Genomic DNA, 21,097 nt, shown 5'->3' on the forward strand with positions numbered 1-21,097 from the left:
CTATTGAACATCCGCAGCCAAACCGACTAGCAACTGCCATTGCGATGGCGTCAATATCGTCCGTAATTGTGTTGCACACTCCACACTCATGGCCACTCGGCGTTGTTCGGCTTTCGAAATCAATTGAACCAACTCCTGTAGTTCGGCTTGATCCGGTTCAATCGAGCTGGATAACAACTCCCACAGTTCTTTACGTAATTCTTCACTAAACAGTTCATTATCTTCACGCTCAGGGTTTACCTTTGAGTATATAAGGCGAATTTGCTGGGCTTGGTCTGGAGTGATTTCCAATAATTCAGCATTGGGTAATACATAAGGCATAAGTATCACAACCGGTGTCGCTAAGTTAAATGAGCGCTCAGCTTGAGCTGACAAACTCCAAACACCCAACATCACTAAAACCACCAATTTCAACTTGCTAAACATCTGCTCTACTCCAATTATAAAAACAGCTAACGATACAAACGATGATAAGTTCCCTGCATTTGTAGCAATTCTTCGTGGTGCCCACTTTCAATGATTCGACCATCTTCAAATACTAAAATACGGTCGGCCTGACGAATCGAACTTAATCGATGCGCCACGATTAAGGTGGTACGGCCTTCAAAGAAAGGCGCTAAATCTGCATAGAGTTTGCGTTCGGTTTCCATATCCAGTGCAGAGGTGGCTTCGTCCATAATCACCACTTTAGGGTCTTGTAAAATCATGCGAGCAATCGCTAGACGTTGGCGTTGACCACCAGATAATTTAATCCCGCTGCGACCAACCTGCGTATCTAACTGATGCTCTAAGGCTCTAATCGTGTCATCTAACTGCGCCATTTCTAGCGCTTGCCAAAGTTGCTGTTCGCTGAGGTCTCGGCCTAAGGTTAGGTTAAAGCGCACGGTTTGGTTAAACAACATAGGGGTTTGTAACACGGTCGCGACATGTTCACGCACCACATTATAACCAACTCGTTCAATCGGCTCTTGATTGTAATAAACCCCGCCGGATTCTGGACGATAAAAACCCAATAACATTTGCACAAGCGTGGTTTTACCCCCACCACTCGCCCCAACCAAGGCCAGCTTTTCGCCGGCTTGAATTTCAAAACTTAATTCATCTAATACGTTCTCAGTTTTACTCGGATAATGAAATTTGAGATTTTGAACGGTGACGGAAACGGCTTGATTCGATTTAAATGGGTTCACTTTTGAGGCGTAATGCGGTTCTTGCTTTAAGTCCAACACGCTATTAATCCGTTGCAAGCCAGCGGTCGCCGCATTATAGCTGTATTGAATCGCCAACAATTCTTGTACCGGCCCCATCATAAACCACAGGTAACCAAAAACCGCCATCATTTCACCAATACTTAAGCCTGAAAACACCACCATCAGCATACTGACGCCACGAAACACATCAAAACCAACTAAAAAAATTAAAAATGAAACTCGACTGGCGGCATCGCTTTTCCAAGTAAAGTTTTCTGAATGGCGCTTTACGTCATAAGCCTTATGATTGATGCGTTGAAAAAACGATTTATCCTGATTCGAAGCTCGCACTTGCAATAAAGCATCCAGTGTTTCGCTTAAGGCTTGTTGGAACGCATCCAACGCGGTGTTTTCAGATTTTTTAAGCGCTTTAACTTTACGCCCCATGCGCATGGTGAAATACACCACAATCGGGTTCATCAGCAAAATAAACAAAGCCAGCTGCCAATGTAACCACAGCAAAATCAGCGTCATACCAATTAAACTGAAGACAGCTATGATTAACTTACCAACCGTCGTGCCTAAAAACGTATCAATGGTGTTGACATCGTTTACCAAGGTCGCGTTAACTGAGCCAGTACCCAAGGTTTCGTATTGCGCCATAGACACACCTTGCACCCGCGCTAACAAATCTCGTCGAATCCCATAGGTGACACCTTTCGAGATCACGGTAAATTGTTGCATTTGCCAGACGCCCAGCCCCACGCCAATGGCACGCAATAAAATGGTTAACAGGGTGATGGCCGCTATGTAATAAAATGGGGTATACCAATTTTCAGGTGCTAAGGCTTGCAGACTCGCGACAATCCAAGCAGGTTGATCAAGTAACACCTCATCTACTAATAGCGGTAACAGAAGCGGCAAGGGCACGGTCGCCAAGGTAGCAAACAAGGCAATGATATGGGCTTTAATTAACAAGGATTTATGCTGGATGACCAGGTCAAAAATGCGTCGCCAGCTATAAGCCTCGCCTTCCACCAGGCCTGGTAGTTGATTGGTTGGCATTTAAACGTTTAACCCAAACAAGCGTTCAAAATTAGCCGAAGTAGCCGCAGCGACTTCAGCAAATTCTAAACCACGCAACTGGGCAATTTCCTCCACCACATAACGTGTATAAGCCGGTTGGTTAGTTTTTCCGCGATAAGGAACCGGTGCCAAATAAGGCGAGTCAGTTTCGACCAATATCCGATCCAAAGGTATAGCCTTTGCGACCGTTTTTATTTCCGTGGCATTTTTGAAGGTTACGATACCCGAAAACGAAATATAAAAACCTAGATCCATCGCTTGCTGCGCGGTATCTATATCCTCCACAAAACAGTGCATAATGCCACCAACCTGATCCGCGCCCTCTTCGCGCAATATGTTTAATACATCAGGCGTCGAAGCACGTGTGTGAATCACGATGGGTTTATTTAGTTGTTTTGCGATGCGAATATGCTGGCGAAACCGATCGTGCTGAAAACTTAAATCCACCTCTTTTGGACTCTGATGAAAATAATCCAAGCCCACCTCACCAATGGCCAACACTTTGGGATGACTGGCGGCTTGAATAATTTCGTCATCGGTGGCCGTAACCGTGTCATCACTGCACGGGTGGATTCCGATACTGGCATACACACCAGCATAACGATCTGCTAAATCCAACACCTCAGACCATTTTGATGGATCAATTGCCACACACATCATACGTTCAACGCCGTGTTCTTTAGCTTGTTGAATCACTTGTTCGGTCGTGCCAACTTTGTCTTCGGGTAAAATATTTAAGTGGCAGTGTGAATCAATAATCATGCCCATCTCCCTCGTATCCATTCGCCTTGAAAAACCTCCGCTAACGGAACATTTTTTTGATTGGCTTGTAAAAATAATAAACATAAACTTTCCAGCAACAATTCTTTGTTGGCATTTTGTCGCCAGTCTTGCTTGGCTTGTAACAAAGCTTGTTGAAATTGAAACCAGTTGCGATTTAACTCGGCTTGCTGGTAAAACGCACGCCGTATCTCGGTCACACTGGCTAAATAAAACTGATCAAACACACGCTCAGGTTCCGGACATTTAAGCCAGGCCGCCACCGCTTGAGAAACCGACTCGGTGCCGGATTGCAAAGCTTGAATATTGTTTTGCCAGCTTTCATCTTGTTCCCAGCCTTTTTTCTCTAACCAGTTCAAAGCCGCCAGCGGTGCACCCCAATTTAAACGCAAAGCCCGTTTAACTAGTTGTTCATCAGCACCATGTTGCGCCAACCACGCCTGGCTTTGTTTAACAGGTGGCGCGGTAAAACTCATTTTTAGACAACGACTAATAATCGTCGCTGGTAAACGGCTGACTTGATAGGTGGTTAGGATTAATAATGTACGCTCAGGCGGTTCTTCTAACGTTTTAAGCAAGGCGTTAAATGCAGAAGCATTCAGCCATTCAGCTTCTTGCAAAATCGCAACCTTATAGCCGCCTTGGTGCGAGGTTTGCATCAAACGCTGGGTGAGCTGACGGATTTGCTCAACCCCCACCTCTTTTTTACCTTCGAGCACTTCAAGCTGAACAAAGTCGGCATGGGTGGCTTCATCAAATTGCATGCAACCTGCGCATTGTCCGCAGGGCTCAGGTTGAGCCGATTGGCAAAACACACTTTTGGCCATCTGACGTGCAAATTCGGTCAATCCCAAACCATTTGCGCCAGATAATAGATAAGCATGACCCACGCGATTACGTTGAGCCTGCCAAAATTGCCACTGAGTTTGCTGCCAAGGATAAATCATGCGCCAACCAATACGTCGAGTTGCTGCTGAATCTGAGCCTGAACCTTGTCTAAAGATTGGGCGGCGTCTAATACACAATAACGCTCGGGGGCTTGAGAGGCGCGCGTTAAATAGGCTTGACGAACCTGCTCAAAAAACGCAAGTTGCTCTTGTTCAAAACGGTCTATTTCAGCGCCGCGACTGCGTACACGCTGCATGCCGACTTCGACAGGCAAATCAAACACAAAGGTTTTGTCTGGCGCAAACCCTTGCTGCACCCAATCCTCAATTAATTTAATTCGATCAAACCCCAAACCACGCGCCGCGCCTTGATAAGCATAGGTGGCGTCGGTAAAGCGATCAGATACTACCCATTTGCCTTCAGCCAAAGCCGGTTTAATTACTTCGTCAATATGTTGTGCGCGTGCAGCAAACACTAACAATAACTCACATTCAGTGGTCATTTTGTCATTAGATTTATCTAACAATAACGCGCGGATTTTTTCACTTAACTCGGTGCCGCCCGGCTCTCGGGTCACCACAAATGGAATGTCACGAGCCGTCAACCAATCTCGGATAAATGCCAAGTTGGTTGACTTTCCAGCGCCTTCGCCGCCTTCTAAAGTAATAAACTGTCCCGCCATTTGATTCCTTTTGTAAACCTAAGGTTTATTCAAAATATAACGCCTAACGGCTCGGTTGTGCTCTTCTAACGTGCTTGAAAAATAGTGTTCGCCATTGCCTTTTGACACAAAATACAGCGCATCCGATGCATCTGGGCGTAAAGCGGCACGAATTGATTCACGACTTGGCATCGCGATAGGCGTCGGCGTTAAACCTCGAATGCGGTAGGTGTTGTAGGGTGTGACCGTATCTAAACCTTCGCGTCCGATATGGCCTTGATAACGCTCACCCATGCCGTAAATGACGGTCGGGTCGGTTTGTAAACGCATACCTTTTTGCAAACGCCTTACAAACACACCCGCCACCTGATGACGTTCATGCGCCACGCCGGTTTCTTTCTCAATGATTGAGGCCAAGATCAATGCTTCGTAAGGTGTTTTTAGCGGCAAACCACCATCACGTGTTGACCACTCCGCTTCTAAAGTTTGCTTCATCGCCTCAATCGCTCGTTTAACAAGCGCAAGATCCGTTTCACCTTTATGGTAATGATAGGTTTCAGGTAGCAACCAGCCTTCAAGATGCTCCGTTACGCCGATTTTTTTGCCCAACGTCTGCCAGTCGGAGGCTTGCATCACATTATTAAGTTTAGGCGCCTGCTGTAGCTTTTGCTTAACTTGCGCTAAAGTATCGCCCGGAATAATCGCAAATGCATAACTCACATTACGCCCTGAAACTAAGGCTTGCATCAAGCCACGAAAGTCCCAACCAGGTTGGATCATAAACTCACCGGGCTTCAAGCTGTTCGCCTGTTGGTTGAGGCGTAAATACCAAACAAACGCTTCTGGGTTTTTTAACATACCAGCCTGATGAAGCTGTCTGGCCATGGCTTTAGCAGAAGCACCTTTGGGTAACTCAACAATTTTTGGCTGATCCGCACTTGAAATCGGGCTGTGCGAGATATGATAAGCCCAGCCCAACCCCGCAATCAGTAAAATCAATAAACTGAACAATAAGAAAAGTCCTAACCGAGCCATAAACAGCAAGTGGTTTAATCGTGTTACTTGGCCGGATAGTTGTTGCGTTTTGCTAACAGGGCTTTTGTTTTGAGGCTGACGTGACTTAGGCATAATCCTCGACTGTCTGATTGCGTTAAATTATTGAAATCCCGGCTGGTTCAAATTCCATAACCACCAGGCCTGGTTGATTGCTTGAACGGGTTCGATGGCATAATCAATCGTGACCTGATCAGTTATTATAAGTTGTTTAATCGCTTGAACACCACGAACGGCATTACAAACAAATAGCGCCTCGGCTGTTCGCAGGTCGGCTAAGGTAACGTGCCGCTCTTGCCAATTTAAATCCGAGCTTAAATTCTTTAAAGCCGACAAACAGGTGCCTTGCACGCCACTTGCGTTTAATTTCGGCGTCATGGCCTGCAATCCATGTGAAGTTTGACGAATCAGCACTATATTAGTTTGTGTGCCACCAACCAAATGACCATCGTGATTAAACATCAGACCTTCATCACAGCCTTTCTCAACCACTTCGTTACGTGCCAATACATTTTCTAGCCGGTTCAAATGCTTTAAACCAGCTAAACTTGGGTTAATTGAAGCCAATGTTTGACAAACGATTGCATTCAGTTCAGCCAAGCTTGTTGCGTTTTCTGACTGAAAAGGTGCGGGCAAAACATAAATCAAACGCTGCAACTTTGCCGAGGTGGATGGCGCATAACCGCGACCACCTGAACCGCGTGTGACGATAAGTTTGAGAATACAAAAACCATCAAAGCTCGATTCGCTTAAGGCCGTTTTTAACTCTTGAATCAACAAAATTTGATCGATGTCGCCCAGCTTTAATGTCTGTAAGCTGTGTTGGATACGTTGCCAATGACCCAGCCAGTTTAACGGCTGCTTTTTGTTGCACAAGATCGTGGTAAAAAATCCATCACCATAAGCCAAACCTCGATCATAAACCAACGATTGCTCACACAGCGCGCCGTTTAACCAGGCCTGGTGGTTCATTATGGCTGTAACTCGTCTGTATCACAGCCCAATGCGCGTAACAAACCTTTCGCTTTATGTCGGGTTTCTTCAAGTTCATTGGCCGCAATTGAATCTGCCACTATGCCCCCCCCCGCTCGAAAACGTAACTGACCCTGCTGTTGTATAAAACTGCGTATCAAAATATTAAAATCCATCGAACCATCTCGATTGATATAACCCACCGAGCCAGTATAAGCATCTCTTGGCCCGCTTTCCAGTTCAGCGATGATTTGCATGCATCTAATTTTGGGGCAACCGGTAATCGTTCCACCCGGAAATAAAGCATGCAACACCTGCAATGGATTCATGCCGGATTTGAGCTGACCACGCACATTCGAGACAATATGATGAACGTGTTCGTAGGTTTCGATAACCATCAACTCATTCACCTCGACACTGCCCGGCGTGCAAATTCGCCCCAAGTCATTCCGCTCCAGATCAATCAACATAATGTGTTCGGCGCGTTCTTTCGGATGCGAAATTAACTCAGCCATTAAGGCTTGATCTTGTTCTAACGAGCCGCTGCGTTTACGTGTGCCGGCGATCGGACGGGTATCCACACACTGAGTTTGCGCGTTATAACGCACCAAGCGCTCCGGTGATGAGCTGATAATCGCCCATGAGTCTTGGGGTTCATCAGATGATTCGGAAAATTGCACCAGGCAGGCAAAGGGCGCCGGATTATGCTGGCGCAGTTGGCGATACAAATCAACTGGCTTAGAGTTTTCTTGTAAATCTATTTGCCACTCCCGCGACAAGTTCACCTGAAACACATCACCAGCTAGAATATAGTTTTTAATGGTTTCCACGCCTTGTAAAAAACTCGTATCTAACTCTTCTTGCACCCGTTCGACAACAACTGAAGGAAACCTATCCATGCCTTGTGACCGTTGCGCAAACACCGCATAGTCATTTTGCATTTTTTCAAGGCATTCAGCATACTCCGGTTCGGCCACAAAACAGACGTGCTGGGTTTGGTGATCAACAATAATCGCGGCCGGAAAACGCTGTAAAATGGCAAGCGGTAAATCAGACTTTGAAAGTGCCAGACACGGCTCAATCACCTGCGCATATTCATACGAAAAATACCCAAACCAACCACCGCTAAATGGCAGATCAACCACCAGGCCTGGTGGTTGTTTTAAAGTGGCAAATTCGGCTTCAAATTGTTCAATAAACGCCGTAGCCGAGTCTAAATCCTGCAATACATGTGTGTGCTGAGGAAAAGCGAACAATATATCAAAACGCCCTAAACCATCAGTTTGGTTAGGATCACCTTTGGCCACACTTTCAAGTAAATGCGGGTAACGATCTGGCAGATGTTCGGCCAGTAACGCTAAGTCAGAAAAAACTAAGGGCTGTCGAATGACAGCCCGATTGGTTTGCGATAAGTCACGCATAATGCCCGATTATTTTACTCGCCCTAATACCAAGCTGGCATTGGTTCCACCAAAGCCAAATGAATTAGACAGCGCATAATCGACATTGGTATCACGTGCTTCATGCGGCACATAATCTAGATCACAACCTTCATCTGGGTTATCCAGGTTAATGGTTGGCGGCAAAACTTGGTCGTATAAAGCCAAAGTTGTAAAAATTGCTTCAATGGCCCCTGCCGCACCTAACGAGTGGCCAATCATAGACTTGGTTGAACTCATCGCGAGTTTATAAGCATGATCGCCAAAGGTGGATTTAACCGCCGCGTTCTCACACACATCACCCGCCGGTGTCGACGTACCATGCGCATTGATATAACCAATTTTTGATTTATCCAAACCTGCATTGCGCAATGCATTAGTCATACAACGCGCCGCGCCTTCTCCACCCTGTGCTGGCAGGGTCATATGATATGCATCCCCACTCATACCAAAACCAAGTACTTCACCGTAAATTTTCGCGCCACGTGCTTTGGCATGCTCATATTCTTCAAGCACAACCGCGCCCGCGCCATCGGCCAATACAAAACCGTCGCGGTCTTTATCCCAAGGACGGCTCGCCGCTTGTGGATCATCATTGCGAGTCGAAAGTGCACGAGCCGCGGCAAAACCAGCCAAACCAAGTTCAGTAGTTGAGTATTCCGCGCCACCAGCGATCATCACATCCGCATCACCATATTCGATTAAACGCGCGGCATCACCGATACTATGCGTACCCGTTGCACAAGCCGTTACTAGGGCTAAGTTCGGGCCTTTTAGACCATACTTAATCGACACGTGACCAGAAATCATATTGATAATCGCACTTGGTACAAAGAAAGGTGAAACCTTGCGAGGGCCACCGGCTTGGCAAACCGCGTGTTGAGCTTCAATCATGCCAATGCCACCAATACCCGAACCAATCGATACACCGATTCGGGTGGCATTTTCTTCAGTGACTTCTAGACCTGAATCTTCAAAAGCTTGAATACCAACTGCAATACCGTAGTGAATAAACGGATCCATTTTCTTGGCTTCTTTAGGTGAAAAATAAGCATTCACATCGAAATCAGCAATCGTGCCGGCAAACTTGACCGAGAACTTTTCAGTATCGAATCTAGAGATAGGCGTGATACCACTTTTACCGGCTTTAATATTTTCCCAAGTTTGTTTAACATTAACCCCAACCGGCGTTAGTAAACCCAGACCTGTAATAACCACTCGACGCTTTGACAAAGTAAAATCCTCCTAAACCCGTCACCAACTTAATGCAAACGCTGTCACCAATCACCAATTTCTTAACCCAGATATAAAAAAAGCCGTTTTCACGGCTTTTTTTGATCACCTAACGTGGAAAATTATTCCATGTTAGCGTTGATGTAAGAAACGGCTTGCGCTAACGTAGAGATTTTTTCCGCTTCTTCGTCAGGAATTTCGCAATCAAACTCTTCTTCCAAGGCCATTACTAATTCAACGGTGTCTAGTGAGTCCGCGCCTAAATCATCAACGAAAGAAGCGTCCGGTGTAACTTGTGCTTCTTCTACACCTAACTGCTCAACTACGATTTTTTTAACGCGATCTTCAATACTGCTCATGGATAATCTCCAACTTTTACTTTTAATGATGAAAAAAATTTAATGTATTTTGTACTCAGTGAACTAATTTTTCAAGCTTTTTAATGAAATAAAAGCCCATAAATTCGCATTTTTAGCTATTTGGTCACACCATGACCATGCCACCGTTCACATTAATCGTCTGACCGGTAATGTAAGCTCCACCCTCAGATGCTAGGAAAGTTACAGCTTTAGCAATGTCTTCTGGCGAACCTAAACGGCTTAACGGAATTTGTTCGGTCAAAGCTTTTCTCTGTTCTTCAGGTAACGAACGCGTCATATCGGTATCAATAAACCCAGGAGCGACCGTGTTAACCGTAATACCACGCGAACCGACTTCACGTGCTAAAGACTTACCAAAGCCGATAATTCCAGCCTTAGCCGCCGCATAATTAGTTTGACCCGCATTCCCCATCACACCCACAACAGATGCAATGTTAATGATACGACCCTGCTTTGCTTTCATCATACCGCGCAGGCAGGCTTTACTCATCCGGTAAACCGAGCTTAGATTTGTTTGGATAATGTCATCCCACTCTTCATCTTTCATACGCATAAGTAAGTTGTCACGCGTAATTCCAGCATTGTTTACCAAGATAGTCGGGGTACCAAACTCTTTTGTGATTTGATCCATAATCGAGGCAATTTGGTCGGCGTCGGTTACATTCAGAGCTAAACCCCGGCCTTTACCGCCAGACTGTGCAATGTAATCCGTAATCGCTTGCGCACCTGACTCTGAAGTGGCTGTACCAATCACCGTCGCACCTTGGGCTAATAAATCCAGCGTAATTGCTTTACCAATCCCGCGACTCGCGCCTGTTACCAGGGCAATATTTCCAGTTAACATAGTGGCTCCTACAATCCTTCTATTGCTTGCGCTAATGTAGCAGAATCGAAAATAGTTTCAACCGCCATGCGACGATCAATACGACGATTTAAACCCGCCAAGACTTTACCTGGGCCCAGTTCATATAGTTTTTCAACGCCTTCAGCTTTGATTTTTTCAATCGTTTTAACCCATTGAACTGGGCAGTATAGCTGCTCGACTAACGCTGACTTAATTTGCGCCTGATCGGTATGCACTTCAACATCCACATTATGCAAAACGGCCACTTTTGGTGTCTCAAATGTCATAGCGTCTAACTTCAATTTTAAAGCCTCTGCAGCTGGCTTCATTAATGCACAGTGTGATGGCACACTCACTGGCAAGGCCACAACTTTTTTAGCACCCAATTCTTCCGCATGTGTCATAGCACGCTCAACGGCCGCCACTTCACCGGCAATCACAACCTGGCCTGGTGAGTTAAAGTTGACCGCCTCAACCACACCACCTTGCGCTGACTCAGCACACAAATCTACAACCTGCTGATCCTCTAGACCTAACACGGCCGCCATTGCGCCCTTGCCAGCCGGCACAGCAGACTGCATTAACTGACCACGTGCGGCGACCAATTCAATACCTTGTGCCAAACTCATAACGCCCGAAGCGACTAAAGCCGTGTACTCACCCAATGAATGCCCGGCCATAAAACTCGGCTGCAAATCCGGCTTTTGAGCTTGCATCGCACGAAAAACCGCAATACCCGAAGCCAACATAGCAGGCTGAGTTACATCTGTCTGATTTAAGCGAGCTTCTGGACCATTTTGAACGACATCCCACAAATCATAACCCAGAACAGCCGAGGCTTCATCAAACACCTCTTTAACAACAGGGTGGTTGGCGGCTAAATCGCTAAGCATACCGATAGATTGTGAACCTTGACCAGGAAAAACAAACGCGTATTTCATAATAAACCTTTAAACAAATATTCTAGTTGGCCTAAGCCGGGTTAAAACTTAGTTAAAAACGGATTAAAGCCGATCCCCAAGTAAAGCCACCACCAAACGCTTCCATCAGCACTAGCTGACCACGCTGGATACGACCATCGCGAATGGCTTCATCCAACGCCATAGGTACAGACGCACTAGATGTGTTTGCATGCTTATTGACCGTCACAACTACCTGGCTTTCTTTAAGGCCCAGCTTTTTGCCGGTCGCACTAATAATACGTAAATTAGCTTGATGAGGCACCAACCAATCAATTTGATCTTTAGTTAAGCCGTTTGCTTCTAAGGTTTCGTTGGCAATACGGCTTAACGTATTCACTGCAACCTTAAAGACTTCGTTGCCTTTCATCGACATGGTACGCTCAGCGATATCATCGGTTTGCGGCAATCTAGAAGGTCCGGAAGGTACATGCAACAATGTTTCGTACTGTCCGTCTGCGTGAATATGGGTTGATAAAATACCAGGCTCGCTTGACGCTTCGAGAACGACCGCCCCCGCACCATCACCAAATAAGATACAAGTCGTACGATCAGACCAGTTTGTAATACGTGATAAGGTTTCCGCCCCCACCACTAATACACGTTTAGCCATGCCGGTTTTAATAAACTGATCCGCAACACTGATTGCATAAACAAAACCGGTACAAACGGCTTGCACATCAAATGCTGGACAACCATGAATATCAAGGCGTTGTTGTAGCAGGCAAGCGGTGCTTGGAAAAATTTTATCGGGCGTGGTGGTCGCGACAATAATCATATCAATGGATTGCGCACTGATGCCCGCCATTTCAATGGCATTTAAAGCCGCTTGCTCGGCTAAATCACACGTAGTCTGATTATCGGCTGCAATATGACGCTGTTCAATCCCAGTTCTTTCACGAATCCATTCATCGCTGGTATCAACCATGGTTTCGAGATCTTTATTACTCAGGATTTTTTCAGGCAAATAGCGACCTGTTCCAATAATTTTACTGTAGGTTTTTGAACTCATTCACTTACCACTTGAATTGGTTGACTCAGCGTTTGGTGCTCCAATAGCTTGGAAACCTCGGTCTGAATACGCTCAGGTACATTATTTATTACCTCTAAACGTGCTTCAGCAATCGCGTGAAAAAAAGCAAAGCTATCTGCACCACCGTGGCTTTTTATGACAATTTTACGCAACCCTAAAAATGAGGCACCATTGTAGCGACGAGGATCAACCTTTTGCTTAAAGCTTTTCAAAACAGGCAGACTTAATAAACCCACAATCTTCGTTAACCAGTTGCGGTTAAATGCCTGTTTAAGATAATACGAAATCATCTTCGCCACACCTTCCGAAGCTTTTAATGCAATATTGCCATCAAACCCGTCACAAGCCACCACATCAACCGTGCCCTTGAAGATATCATCTCCCTCAACATAGCCCGCATAGTTAATATTGGTTTGACGCAGGATCTGCTGGGCCAACTTAATACGGTCGTGCCCTTTCATTTCCTCTTCACCAATGTTTAACAAGCCAACACTAGGGTTAGGATTATTATCAATCGCACGCGCCAACACGGCCCCCATGATCGCAAACTGAGCCAAACTTTCGCCATCAGCGCCAACATTCGCACCCAAATCCAGCATGTGAACGTGACCCGTCATGGTCGGCATAGACGTGCAAATCGCAGGACGATAAATTCCCGGCAAGGTTTTTAACACAAACTTAGCCGTCGCCATTAAGGCTCCGGTATTACCGGCACTTACACAGGCTTGCACTTGATCGTCTTTCACTAAGTTCAAGGCAATCCGCATTGACGATTGTTTTTTATTACGCAGGGCGAACGAAGGCAGGTCATCCATATCAACCACTTGTTCAGCATGTTGAATAGACAAATTTTCTGATGTGAAATTAGCAAGAGTGAGCTGTTCACGAATTAACGTCTCATCGCCCACTAAAATAATATGCAGATCTTTAAACTTACTTAGCGCTTCGATCACCGCAGGAACAGTGACCTTTACACCATGGTCACCGCCCATTGCATCTATAGACAGTGTAATTTTCAAGACGAATTATTCCTTATCTTGAATAACTTTTTTGCCTTTATAGTAACCGTCTGCAGTTACGTGATGACGACGGTGAACTTCACCAGTCGTCGCATCAACCGTCAAAGACGCTGCAGTTAATGCATCATGTGAACGACGCATACCGCGCTTTGAAGGGGTTTTTTTGTTTTGTTGAACGGCCATTTAAGTTCTCCTAATAAACACGCAAAATATAAAACATCTACTCTTTATGAAACGCCATAGCGGATCGAGCCTTACTTTTTTAAATCTTTTAACTTGGCAAATGGATTATCGTCAGTGGGCGTTGATTCGACCTCTTCAAACTCCTCATCTTGCCAACTCAACATCTCACCTTCTTGCCGAGGCACCATCGGAATCGCCAATAGGACCTCATCTTCAACGAGTTCTAATAACGATATTTTCCCCTCTGGCATTTCATAAACCTCAATATTTTCATCAAGGTCTTCGGCCATCGACATCACCGAAACAAACACGCCCCGCGCTTGCCTATCAACCGGATAAACAAACGCCTCAAGAGTTCGCTGACACTCAAGAACGAGATCGGCCTTAACCGACAACTCAAATTGAGGTGTCTTTAATCGAGGATGCCGACTGAACGTAATTTCAACCTCAACCTCGCCATTCGGCAGCCTGACCTGATCGAGCAAACGCGGCATCGCAGACTGGTTGACACGAGCCTGAAAGCGCATACTATGTTCAGCACAGTGAACGGGATCGATCAAATCGGGAAGTTTATCAAACATGGCGGGGAATGATACTCTCAGAAACTGTTTCTGTCAAAACTTTCACAGACTTACCGCACTATTTTTACGCACAAAACCTTTTATTAAATTAAAGGAACAAAATGACACTTAACTCACCTCAAATCCTACTGGCCTCTAGCTCAGCTTATCGCCGTCAACTGCTTGAAAAGCTGGGTCTAACTTTTAGCTGTGAATCGCCCGAAATAGACGAGCGACCACATGCTCAAGAAAGTGTGCGCGAAATGGTGGAACGACTTTCTCTACAAAAAGCCCAAACCCTAGTTAAGCAACAGCCTAATAAAATCATTATCGCATCGGATCAAAGCGCCAGCTTAAACAATCAAGCTTTGGGCAAACCGGGTAACTTTGACAGGGCATTTGAACAGCTTAAAGCCCAGCAAGGCCAAGTCATTTGTTTTTATACAGGCCTGGTGGTTTACAACCCTCACAACCAAACTTACTTGAACGCGCTTGATACCACAAAGGTTCACTTTCGCGAGCTTAGCGACCAACAAATTCGCAACTACTTGCTGGCGGAGCAGCCTTATGATTGCGCTGGCAGCTTCAAGTCCGAAGGCTTAGGTATAACACTTTTTAGTAAAATTGAAAACCAAGACCCTAACGCATTGATCGGCTTACCATTAATTGAGTTAGTTAACTTACTGTCACAAGCCGGCCTAAGCCTACCTTTAGATCCGAGACCTTTAACTTAGCAACCAGCGCCCTAACGCGCTTAGATTATCAAAGTTGGACATGGGCTCAAAGCCCGCCATTTGTTCAAGTGTATGCACACCATGACTCATTGCCACGCGCGGCATTTGAATAGCTTGCGCCATTTGCATATCAAAACTGGTATCTCCCACCATGACAGCTTGGGACACGTCCACATTACAAAATTCCAAAATTTGCTTAAGCATTAACGGGTCGGGTTTTGAGGCCGACTCAACCGGGGTACGTGTAATATGAAAATAAGGCTCAAAACCAGTTAAAGCTAACACCGCATCCAAACCTGTTCGGCTTTTGCCGGTCGCGACGGCTAATTTAATACCACGACCATGCAGCTCCGACAATAAATCCTGTGCACCTTCATAAGGTTGCATATCCACCACCGAGTCATGCAAAAAATGTTGCGTGTAAGCCTTGGCCACCTCAACCACTAGGCCTGGTTCAACACCCGGATACAACTGATTAATGGCGTTATCAAGACTCAAACCTATTATTTGCTTTGAGTCATGATGAGACAAAATCGGCAAACCACAAAACTGTGCCGCGGACTGGATTGCATCAACGATTCGCGCCTCCGAGTTCATCAAGGTGCCATCCCAGTCGAAAATAACCAAATCAAAACGGTGTGTTTTTGACATCATTACACCTCAAGTGTCTTTATTATATTTTTGAAATCGACAAACAATGGCGCTTCTATCCATAACTTTTCGCCCGTCGCAGGGTGAGTAAACCCAAGTTTCTGTGCATGCAGGGCTAACCGACTCATACCCAACTTCTTAAAATTGGCGTTAGCTGACTCCGAACCATATTTATCATCCCCAACGATCGGACACCCCATAGCCTGAGCATGCACACGAATCTGATGAGTTCGACCTGTAATCAATTTAACCTCAACCAAGGCCGCATCTCTAAACTGATTTAGCACCTTAAAAAAACTAATACTCGGCTTACCTTCAGGCGACACTTCAACCATTCGCTCACCTGAACGCAAGGTGTTTTTCAGCAAAGGTAAATCCACCTTATATTTATCCTTGGGCCAAACCCCCGCCACTAAAGCCAGATAATATTTTTCAACCTGATCTTCTCGAATTTGACGATGCAAATCTCTTAATATAGATGTCTTTTTCGCCAGAATAATAGCCCCTGAGGTATCTCGATCTAAACGATGCACCAATTCAATACGACGCGCCTCTGGACGCAAGTTACGGATCAACTCAATCAAACCCCAGCTGACACCACTCCCACCATGCACCGCGATACCGGATGGCTTGTTAACCACAATTAAATCGGCATCCTCATACAAAATATGTTGCGCAATCTTGTCCTGTTGCGTGCGTGGTGGCGTAACTGACTGACCCGCTTCAGCTGTGACAACGGGCGGAATCCGGACAACATCACCGGTCAAAACACGCGTACTTGGCTGTGATCGACCCTTATTAACCCGTACCTCACCCTTGCGGATAATGCGGTAAATCAACATCTTCGGCACTTTTCGTAAATGCTTCATCAGAAAATTATCCAACCTCTGCCCCGACTCATCCTCGGTAACTTCGACCAACTTCACACCCGACATAACATCCACCACGCAAAATTTAAATGACTCGCAATTTTAGCCGAATGTCACCTTCTTTTCCGAAAATCTCACACCCCATTCAATTTAAATTAACGCCAAGTCCGATGGAGCCGCACAATAAGCATTGCACCTAACACTAAGGGGTGCTATATTGCGCAAGCCTAGTGTAAATAACATAGGCAAGCAGAAATTCCGCGAAGCACAAACGCGATGATTTAAACAAAACAGTTTTTTATCCATCCGGCAAGCGGCTGATCTAGAAGGTATTATAGAGTACTAAGCATATCAGGTAGCGTAACCGCGCTTCGCCTATTGATGCTCATAAAGTTATGAACGCGCCGCCCACACAAATGGACGTAAGACACTTCACCTTTATCAGCACGATATGTAACAAGACATGCAAACAAGGTGAAACACACTTGTTTAGACTAAGAGCTTAGCGCAGCACAAAACGCTAAGCTCGAAAAAAACGATGAATAACGCTCTAACAGCGCTCGAACCAGACCATGAACCTATTTTCATGTTAACTTTTGTTGTTAGCCGGACGAGAACCACTAGCGCCTTATTCTTCAAGAAGTCTAACGTACACCCCTGCATCCCTCTGCTATTAGTCCTCAGCTTCTACGTCAGCTCCAAGCCCTAACATTGACAAAGAGAACAGCATGAAAAGAATGCTTATAAATGCTACGCAAGCTGAAGAGTTACGCGTCGCTTTGGTTGACGGACAAACTCTATACGATTTAGATATTGAAACACCACACCAAAAAAAGAAAAAAGCCAATATATACAAAGGCGTCATAACACGCGTCGAACCCAGTCTAGAAGCCGCTTTTGTTGACTACGGTGCCGACCGTCACGGCTTCCTCCCCTTCAAAGAAGTTGCTGAAGAATATTATCCAAATAACACTAATGACAACAACTTGTCGATCCAGCAAGTCTTAAAAGAAGGCCAAGAACTAATCATCCAAGTTCAAAAAGAAGAACGTGGTAATAAAGGGGCGGCACTCACTACCCAGATTACGTTGGCTGGCCCTTATGTCGTCATGATGCCTAACAATCCAAAGTCTGGTGGCATCTCTCGTCGAATTGAAGGCGATGAACGCTCAGACTTGCGTGACACTTTAAAAGACATTGACATCCCAGATGGCATGGGCTTAATTGTTCGTACTGCAGGCGTGGGTAAAAGCCCAGAAGAATTACAATGGGGGATTAACTATTTAATCCAACTTTGGGACGCCATTAAACAAGCGGCCAATGATAAATCGGGGCCATTCCTGATTCATCAGGAATCTGACATCGTTACCTTAGCCATACGCGATTATTTACGCCAAGACATTGGCGAAATTTTAATTGACGACATGGAAACATTTGAGCGTGCACGAGACTTTATCCAACAAGTCATGCCGCAGCATGTGCAAAAGGTTAAGCCTTACCAGGATAAAATTCCGCTCTTCACTCGATTCCAAATTGAATCGCAAATTGAATCGGCTTACCAACGTGAAGTCATTTTACCTTCCGGTGGTGTCATCGTCATTGATATGACCGAAGCATTAACGTCGATTGACATCAACTCAAGCCGCTCAACAAAAGGTGGCGATATTGAAGAAACCGCTTTCCATACTAATATGGAAGCCGCTTGTGAAATCGCTCGTCAACTTCGTTTAAGAGATTTAGGTGGACTAGTGGTGATTGACTTCATTGACATGCACTCCTCTCGCCATCAACGCGAAGTCGAAAACCAAATGCGTGATGCCGTTGTTAACGATCGCGCTCGTGTTCAAATTGGCAAAATCTCACGCTTTGGTCTGCTCGAAATGTCACGTCAACGTTTACGCCCTTCAATTGAAGAGTCGAGTCAAATCGTATGCCCTAGATGTAATGGCGTAGGCGTTATCCGTGGCGTTGAATCTCTCGCACTTTCTATCTTAAGACTGCTTGAAGAAGAAGCCATGAAAGATGGCACACGTCGCGTTACGGTTCAACTACCGGTTGATGTCGCGACCTTTTTGTTAAACGAAAAGCGCAGCCAAATCATCAAAACCGAAGATCGCTACGACCTACACATTTTGATTGTACCGAACGAACATTTAGAGACCCCTCACTACTTGATTGAGCGCACTCGAACTGGTGAAGAGCCGACTCATAGCAGCAGCTACGAAGCGAAATCAATCATCACACAAGAAGTACCGAGTGTGGAAAAACCGCAATCTCAAAAAGAAGAGCCTGCGATTAAAAACATTCAACCTTCTGCACCACCTCCCGCTCAAGAAGCCGTGAAACAACCTCAAGCAGGCTTGCTAACCAAACTGTGGAACTGGTTATTCAAACAACCAAAACAGTTAGAGTCTCAAAAACCTAGTGCATCTGAAAGAGGCGCTAGTCGTTCACAAGCGCCACGTAAAAATAACAATCGTCGCCGTGGCAACGGTCGCAAACGCACAGGTGATAATGAAACCACCACTAGTATGGTAGATTCGACAAGGGATGCCAAACCAAACCAACAACCTGAACGTTCAAGAAATCGCACTAGAAACGATAACCCAAAACGTAATCAGCCTAATGATGGCTCGAGAGATAGCTCTCGTGATGAGCAAAGGAATAAGCCGGCTCAGCAAAAAACAAGTCACGTCGAAAATACGCAAACAAGCAATGCTTCTCATGACGCCGCGGCGGATCAAAAACCAACTCAGGTGAACGACCAACAAAACAATGATGACGCAAGCAAGAAAGAGCCGCGCCGTCGTAGTCGGTACAATAGTCGTAGCTCTCTAAACCGTAGACGCGCGCCTAAAGGCGCTGAAAACATTAGTGTTGCAAACCTAAACACGAATGAGAAACCGGCATCGGACACAAACTCTCCGACTTAATGTTAAATAAGACCTAAAAGGCTCAACCTTTTAGGTCTCCCCTCGCTTTTCAATTTGGCTGGCTCTGCTTAATATGGGCCAACAAACATCTTGACGCGGCCTCTACCATGTCAAATACATTCTCAAAACCATCAGCTCCACCGTAATATGGATCGGGCACATAATCCAGCCCAACATCAGGCGCAAACTCCATAAACAACCTTACTTTAGACTGTAAATCTGTTGGCGCCATCTTCATTAGATTTTCATAATTATCCGCATCCATTGTTAACACATAATCAAACTCAATAAGATCAGAAAAATCAACTTTTCGAGCACGAAGATCATCCATTTGAACACCTCGATTAGCGGCCGTTTGCATTGAACGATCATCCGGCGGATTACCAACATGATAAGCATGTGTGCCGGCTGAATCAATGATAATCCAGTCTTCCAAACCTTCATCTCGAACAAGCTTTCTAAACACCGCATGTGCCGTAGGTGATCGGCAAATATTGCCCATGCATACAAATAAAACCGAAACTTTCTGTTTCATCAAACTCCCCTTCGTTAAAATAGTGTTTTAATTTTACACATATCTTGAGCCATGAACAAAACACCGACCTCAACAGATTGGATACTTTATGCTGACGAGCAACTTATTGTCATAAACAAACCTAGCGGCCTTTTATCGGTGCCCGGTAAAAGTGAGCAGAATAAAGAATGTGTTCTCACCCATTTACACCAAACACACCCTGAAGCCCTGATTGTTCATAGGTTGGATATGGACACCTCTGGCATCATGGTATTGGCGATGAACAAACAAGCCCACCGATCTCTTAGCATTCAATTTCAAGATCGAAAAGTTAATAAAAAATACTATGCCTTGTGCGCCGGTAAATTGCTCTCTAATACAGGCTATGTTCAACTACCGATGCGATGTGACTGGGATAGACGCCCCAAGCAAATTATCGATTTTATTCATGGACGCTCTGCCCAGACACATTGGCAGATCATGACACAATATGAAAATCACTTTTCTGTCGAACTTAGTCCCATTACGGGTCGTTCACATCAGTTAAGGCTGCATATGAAATCACTAGGCCACCCTATACTCGGCGATAATCTGTACGCAGATCACGCCAGCATTGCAAATTACTCCCGATTAATGTTACATGCTGGCGAGCTTGAGTTTTCGCACCCTGAAACCCAACAAAGACTGAAAATCACCAGCACTCCTGAGTTTCTATGATATAACTGGCATACAAAATGCTCAGGTCACAATTAGAATAATTTGTAAGTCCTTGTAAATGGATTCATAATTCATAATGTCAAAGTGATACTGACTCATAAAGTTAAGTGAGGTTTAAAATGACGGATGTTGAAAAAGACGAATTAGCAAACCAAGAAATGTTAAAAATGCTGGGTGAATCCGAATCATCTAATAATGGGGATGATTTACTGGACGCTTTAAACGACCTTTCAAATCTAGATGACAACTCCTCCATTGAGGTTAGTACACCTGAAGACTCGCTTGAATTAGATTCCGATGCAATCTCATCCGAACTTGAAACAACAGATTCACTTTTAGAAGATACCGACATTGAAGACTCAACCGACATTGAAGACTCAACCGACATTGAAGACTCAA

At 45.2% G+C, this 21,097-nt stretch carries 23 protein-coding genes; 4 read left to right on the forward strand and 19 right to left on the reverse strand.

The annotated features are described in order from the left end of the window. From IBX48_RS06650 to IBX48_RS06725, 16 genes are all read right to left on the reverse strand, one after another. On the reverse strand, positions 1-426 hold the full coding sequence (locus IBX48_RS06650) for a hypothetical protein (RefSeq protein ID WP_296832097.1): 426 nt from the start codon (positions 424-426) through the stop codon (positions 1-3). 26 nt (positions 427-452) lie between these two features. Next, positions 453-2,255, reverse strand: a complete 1,803-nt coding sequence (locus tag IBX48_RS06655) for an ABC transporter ATP-binding protein (protein ID WP_296832099.1) — start codon at positions 2,253-2,255, stop codon at positions 453-455. Then, positions 2,256-3,038: a TatD family hydrolase gene (locus IBX48_RS06660; protein WP_296832101.1), complete on the reverse strand. Its 783-nt coding sequence runs from the start codon at positions 3,036-3,038 to the stop codon at positions 2,256-2,258. Then, entirely contained in the window at positions 3,035-4,003 is a 969-nt protein-coding gene (holB, locus tag IBX48_RS06665; protein WP_296832103.1) for a DNA polymerase III subunit delta', read from the reverse strand. The genes IBX48_RS06660 and holB overlap by 4 nt, the downstream gene beginning before the upstream one ends. Continuing rightward, positions 4,000-4,626, reverse strand: coding sequence for a dTMP kinase (gene tmk, locus IBX48_RS06670; protein WP_296832105.1), 627 nt, complete (start codon positions 4,624-4,626; stop codon positions 4,000-4,002). The genes holB and tmk overlap by 4 nt, the downstream gene beginning before the upstream one ends. 18 nt (positions 4,627-4,644) lie before the next feature. Continuing rightward, positions 4,645-5,733 (reverse strand): endolytic transglycosylase MltG, encoded by a 1,089-nt coding sequence (gene mltG, locus IBX48_RS06675; protein WP_296832107.1) that lies wholly within the window; start codon positions 5,731-5,733, stop codon positions 4,645-4,647. A gap of 27 nt (positions 5,734-5,760) precedes the next feature. Beyond that, the gene (gene pabC / locus IBX48_RS06680) at positions 5,761-6,630 is read right to left on the reverse strand and encodes an aminodeoxychorismate lyase (protein WP_296832109.1); all 870 of its coding nucleotides are present in this window, start codon (positions 6,628-6,630) and stop codon (positions 5,761-5,763) included. After that, the gene (locus tag IBX48_RS06685) at positions 6,630-8,051 is read right to left on the reverse strand and encodes an aminodeoxychorismate synthase component I (protein ID WP_296832111.1); all 1,422 of its coding nucleotides are present in this window, start codon (positions 8,049-8,051) and stop codon (positions 6,630-6,632) included. The genes pabC and IBX48_RS06685 overlap by 1 nt, the downstream gene beginning before the upstream one ends. 9 nt (positions 8,052-8,060) lie before the next feature. After that, positions 8,061-9,302, reverse strand: a complete 1,242-nt coding sequence (fabF, locus tag IBX48_RS06690; RefSeq protein ID WP_296832113.1) for a beta-ketoacyl-ACP synthase II — start codon at positions 9,300-9,302, stop codon at positions 8,061-8,063. A 122-nt stretch (positions 9,303-9,424) separates the two neighbouring features. Continuing rightward, entirely contained in the window at positions 9,425-9,661 is a 237-nt protein-coding gene (acpP, locus tag IBX48_RS06695; protein ID WP_029935325.1) for an acyl carrier protein, read from the reverse strand. 124 nt (positions 9,662-9,785) lie between these two features. Next, positions 9,786-10,526 (reverse strand): 3-oxoacyl-ACP reductase FabG, encoded by a 741-nt coding sequence (gene fabG / locus IBX48_RS06700; protein WP_296832117.1) that lies wholly within the window; start codon positions 10,524-10,526, stop codon positions 9,786-9,788. A gap of 8 nt (positions 10,527-10,534) precedes the next feature. Next, positions 10,535-11,467, reverse strand: a complete 933-nt coding sequence (fabD, locus tag IBX48_RS06705) for an ACP S-malonyltransferase (protein ID WP_296832120.1) — start codon at positions 11,465-11,467, stop codon at positions 10,535-10,537. 52 nt (positions 11,468-11,519) lie between these two features. After that, complete coding sequence (locus IBX48_RS06710) at positions 11,520-12,497, reverse strand: beta-ketoacyl-ACP synthase III (RefSeq protein ID WP_296832122.1); 978 nt, start codon at positions 12,495-12,497, stop codon at positions 11,520-11,522. Further along, positions 12,494-13,537, reverse strand: coding sequence for a phosphate acyltransferase PlsX (plsX, locus tag IBX48_RS06715; protein WP_296832125.1), 1,044 nt, complete (start codon positions 13,535-13,537; stop codon positions 12,494-12,496). Before plsX ends, IBX48_RS06710 begins: the two co-directional genes overlap by 4 nt. 6 nt (positions 13,538-13,543) lie before the next feature. Further along, positions 13,544-13,720, reverse strand: a complete 177-nt coding sequence (rpmF, locus tag IBX48_RS06720) for a 50S ribosomal protein L32 (RefSeq protein ID WP_296832128.1) — start codon at positions 13,718-13,720, stop codon at positions 13,544-13,546. 71 nt (positions 13,721-13,791) lie between these two features. Beyond that, positions 13,792-14,301: a YceD family protein gene (locus IBX48_RS06725; RefSeq protein ID WP_296832131.1), complete on the reverse strand. Its 510-nt coding sequence runs from the start codon at positions 14,299-14,301 to the stop codon at positions 13,792-13,794. 101 nt (positions 14,302-14,402) lie between these two features. Here IBX48_RS06725 and IBX48_RS06730 point away from each other — a divergent pair, with 101 nt between their 5' ends. Then, entirely contained in the window at positions 14,403-15,014 is a 612-nt protein-coding gene (locus IBX48_RS06730; RefSeq protein ID WP_296832134.1) for a nucleoside triphosphate pyrophosphatase, read from the forward strand. Here IBX48_RS06730 and IBX48_RS06735 read toward each other — a convergent pair. After that, the gene (locus IBX48_RS06735; protein ID WP_296832137.1) at positions 15,006-15,665 is read right to left on the reverse strand and encodes an HAD-IA family hydrolase; all 660 of its coding nucleotides are present in this window, start codon (positions 15,663-15,665) and stop codon (positions 15,006-15,008) included. The two genes, IBX48_RS06730 and IBX48_RS06735, sit on opposite strands and share 9 nt — an antisense overlap. Positions 15,666-15,667: 2 nt before the next feature. After that, the gene (rluC, locus tag IBX48_RS06740; protein ID WP_296832140.1) at positions 15,668-16,600 is read right to left on the reverse strand and encodes a 23S rRNA pseudouridine(955/2504/2580) synthase RluC; all 933 of its coding nucleotides are present in this window, start codon (positions 16,598-16,600) and stop codon (positions 15,668-15,670) included. Between the two features lie 662 nt (positions 16,601-17,262). On the opposite strand from rluC, the gene IBX48_RS06745 reads away from it, so the two are divergent. Next, positions 17,263-19,467 carry an Rne/Rng family ribonuclease gene (locus IBX48_RS06745; RefSeq protein WP_296832143.1) on the forward strand — a complete coding sequence of 735 codons (2,205 nt, stop codon included), beginning with the start codon at positions 17,263-17,265 and terminating at the stop codon, positions 19,465-19,467. 49 nt (positions 19,468-19,516) lie between these two features. Here the strand turns inward: IBX48_RS06745 and IBX48_RS06750 are convergent, their stop codons facing one another. Continuing rightward, on the reverse strand, positions 19,517-20,002 hold the full coding sequence (locus IBX48_RS06750) for a low molecular weight protein-tyrosine-phosphatase (protein ID WP_296832146.1): 486 nt from the start codon (positions 20,000-20,002) through the stop codon (positions 19,517-19,519). A gap of 51 nt (positions 20,003-20,053) precedes the next feature. Here IBX48_RS06750 and IBX48_RS06755 point away from each other — a divergent pair, with 51 nt between their 5' ends. Further along, positions 20,054-20,698 carry an RluA family pseudouridine synthase gene (locus IBX48_RS06755; protein ID WP_296832149.1) on the forward strand — a complete coding sequence of 215 codons (645 nt, stop codon included), beginning with the start codon at positions 20,054-20,056 and terminating at the stop codon, positions 20,696-20,698. Between the two features lie 119 nt (positions 20,699-20,817). After that, the coding region (locus IBX48_RS06760) for a hypothetical protein (protein ID WP_296832152.1) at positions 20,818-21,097 on the forward strand (280 nt) is incomplete at its 3' end.

The organism is Thiomicrospira sp. (assembly GCF_014859555.1).
Lineage (GTDB): Bacteria > Pseudomonadota > Gammaproteobacteria > Thiomicrospirales > Thiomicrospiraceae > Thiomicrospira.

Excerpts from the sequence above, each read along its gene's own strand:
- IBX48_RS06730 (WP_296832134.1), top strand. The coding sequence starts at position 14,403 with ATGACACTTAACTCACCTCAAATCCTACTGGCCTCTAGCTCAGCTTAT.
- IBX48_RS06650 (WP_296832097.1), bottom strand. The coding sequence starts at position 426 with ATGTTTAGCAAGTTGAAATTGGTGGTTTTAGTGATGTTGGGTGTTTGG.
- IBX48_RS06745 (WP_296832143.1), top strand. The coding sequence starts at position 17,263 with ATGAAAAGAATGCTTATAAATGCTACGCAAGCTGAAGAGTTACGCGTC.
- fabG (WP_296832117.1), bottom strand. The coding sequence starts at position 10,526 with ATGTTAACTGGAAATATTGCCCTGGTAACAGGCGCGAGTCGCGGGATT.
- holB (WP_296832103.1), bottom strand. The coding sequence starts at position 4,003 with ATGATTTATCCTTGGCAGCAAACTCAGTGGCAATTTTGGCAGGCTCAA.
- acpP (WP_029935325.1), bottom strand. The coding sequence starts at position 9,661 with ATGAGCAGTATTGAAGATCGCGTTAAAAAAATCGTAGTTGAGCAGTTA.
- IBX48_RS06755 (WP_296832149.1), top strand. The coding sequence starts at position 20,054 with ATGAACAAAACACCGACCTCAACAGATTGGATACTTTATGCTGACGAG.
- IBX48_RS06710 (WP_296832122.1), bottom strand. The coding sequence starts at position 12,497 with ATGAGTTCAAAAACCTACAGTAAAATTATTGGAACAGGTCGCTATTTG.
- rpmF (WP_296832128.1), bottom strand. The coding sequence starts at position 13,720 with ATGGCCGTTCAACAAAACAAAAAAACCCCTTCAAAGCGCGGTATGCGT.
- pabC (WP_296832109.1), bottom strand. The coding sequence starts at position 6,630 with ATGAACCACCAGGCCTGGTTAAACGGCGCGCTGTGTGAGCAATCGTTG.
- IBX48_RS06750 (WP_296832146.1), bottom strand. The coding sequence starts at position 20,002 with ATGAAACAGAAAGTTTCGGTTTTATTTGTATGCATGGGCAATATTTGC.
- IBX48_RS06725 (WP_296832131.1), bottom strand. The coding sequence starts at position 14,301 with ATGTTTGATAAACTTCCCGATTTGATCGATCCCGTTCACTGTGCTGAA.
- rluC (WP_296832140.1), bottom strand. The coding sequence starts at position 16,600 with ATGTCGGGTGTGAAGTTGGTCGAAGTTACCGAGGATGAGTCGGGGCAG.
- mltG (WP_296832107.1), bottom strand. The coding sequence starts at position 5,733 with ATGCCTAAGTCACGTCAGCCTCAAAACAAAAGCCCTGTTAGCAAAACG.
- IBX48_RS06655 (WP_296832099.1), bottom strand. The coding sequence starts at position 2,255 with ATGCCAACCAATCAACTACCAGGCCTGGTGGAAGGCGAGGCTTATAGC.
- IBX48_RS06685 (WP_296832111.1), bottom strand. The coding sequence starts at position 8,051 with ATGCGTGACTTATCGCAAACCAATCGGGCTGTCATTCGACAGCCCTTA.
- tmk (WP_296832105.1), bottom strand. The coding sequence starts at position 4,626 with ATGGCGGGACAGTTTATTACTTTAGAAGGCGGCGAAGGCGCTGGAAAG.
- IBX48_RS06735 (WP_296832137.1), bottom strand. The coding sequence starts at position 15,665 with ATGTCAAAAACACACCGTTTTGATTTGGTTATTTTCGACTGGGATGGC.
- IBX48_RS06660 (WP_296832101.1), bottom strand. The coding sequence starts at position 3,038 with ATGATTATTGATTCACACTGCCACTTAAATATTTTACCCGAAGACAAA.
- fabD (WP_296832120.1), bottom strand. The coding sequence starts at position 11,467 with ATGAAATACGCGTTTGTTTTTCCTGGTCAAGGTTCACAATCTATCGGT.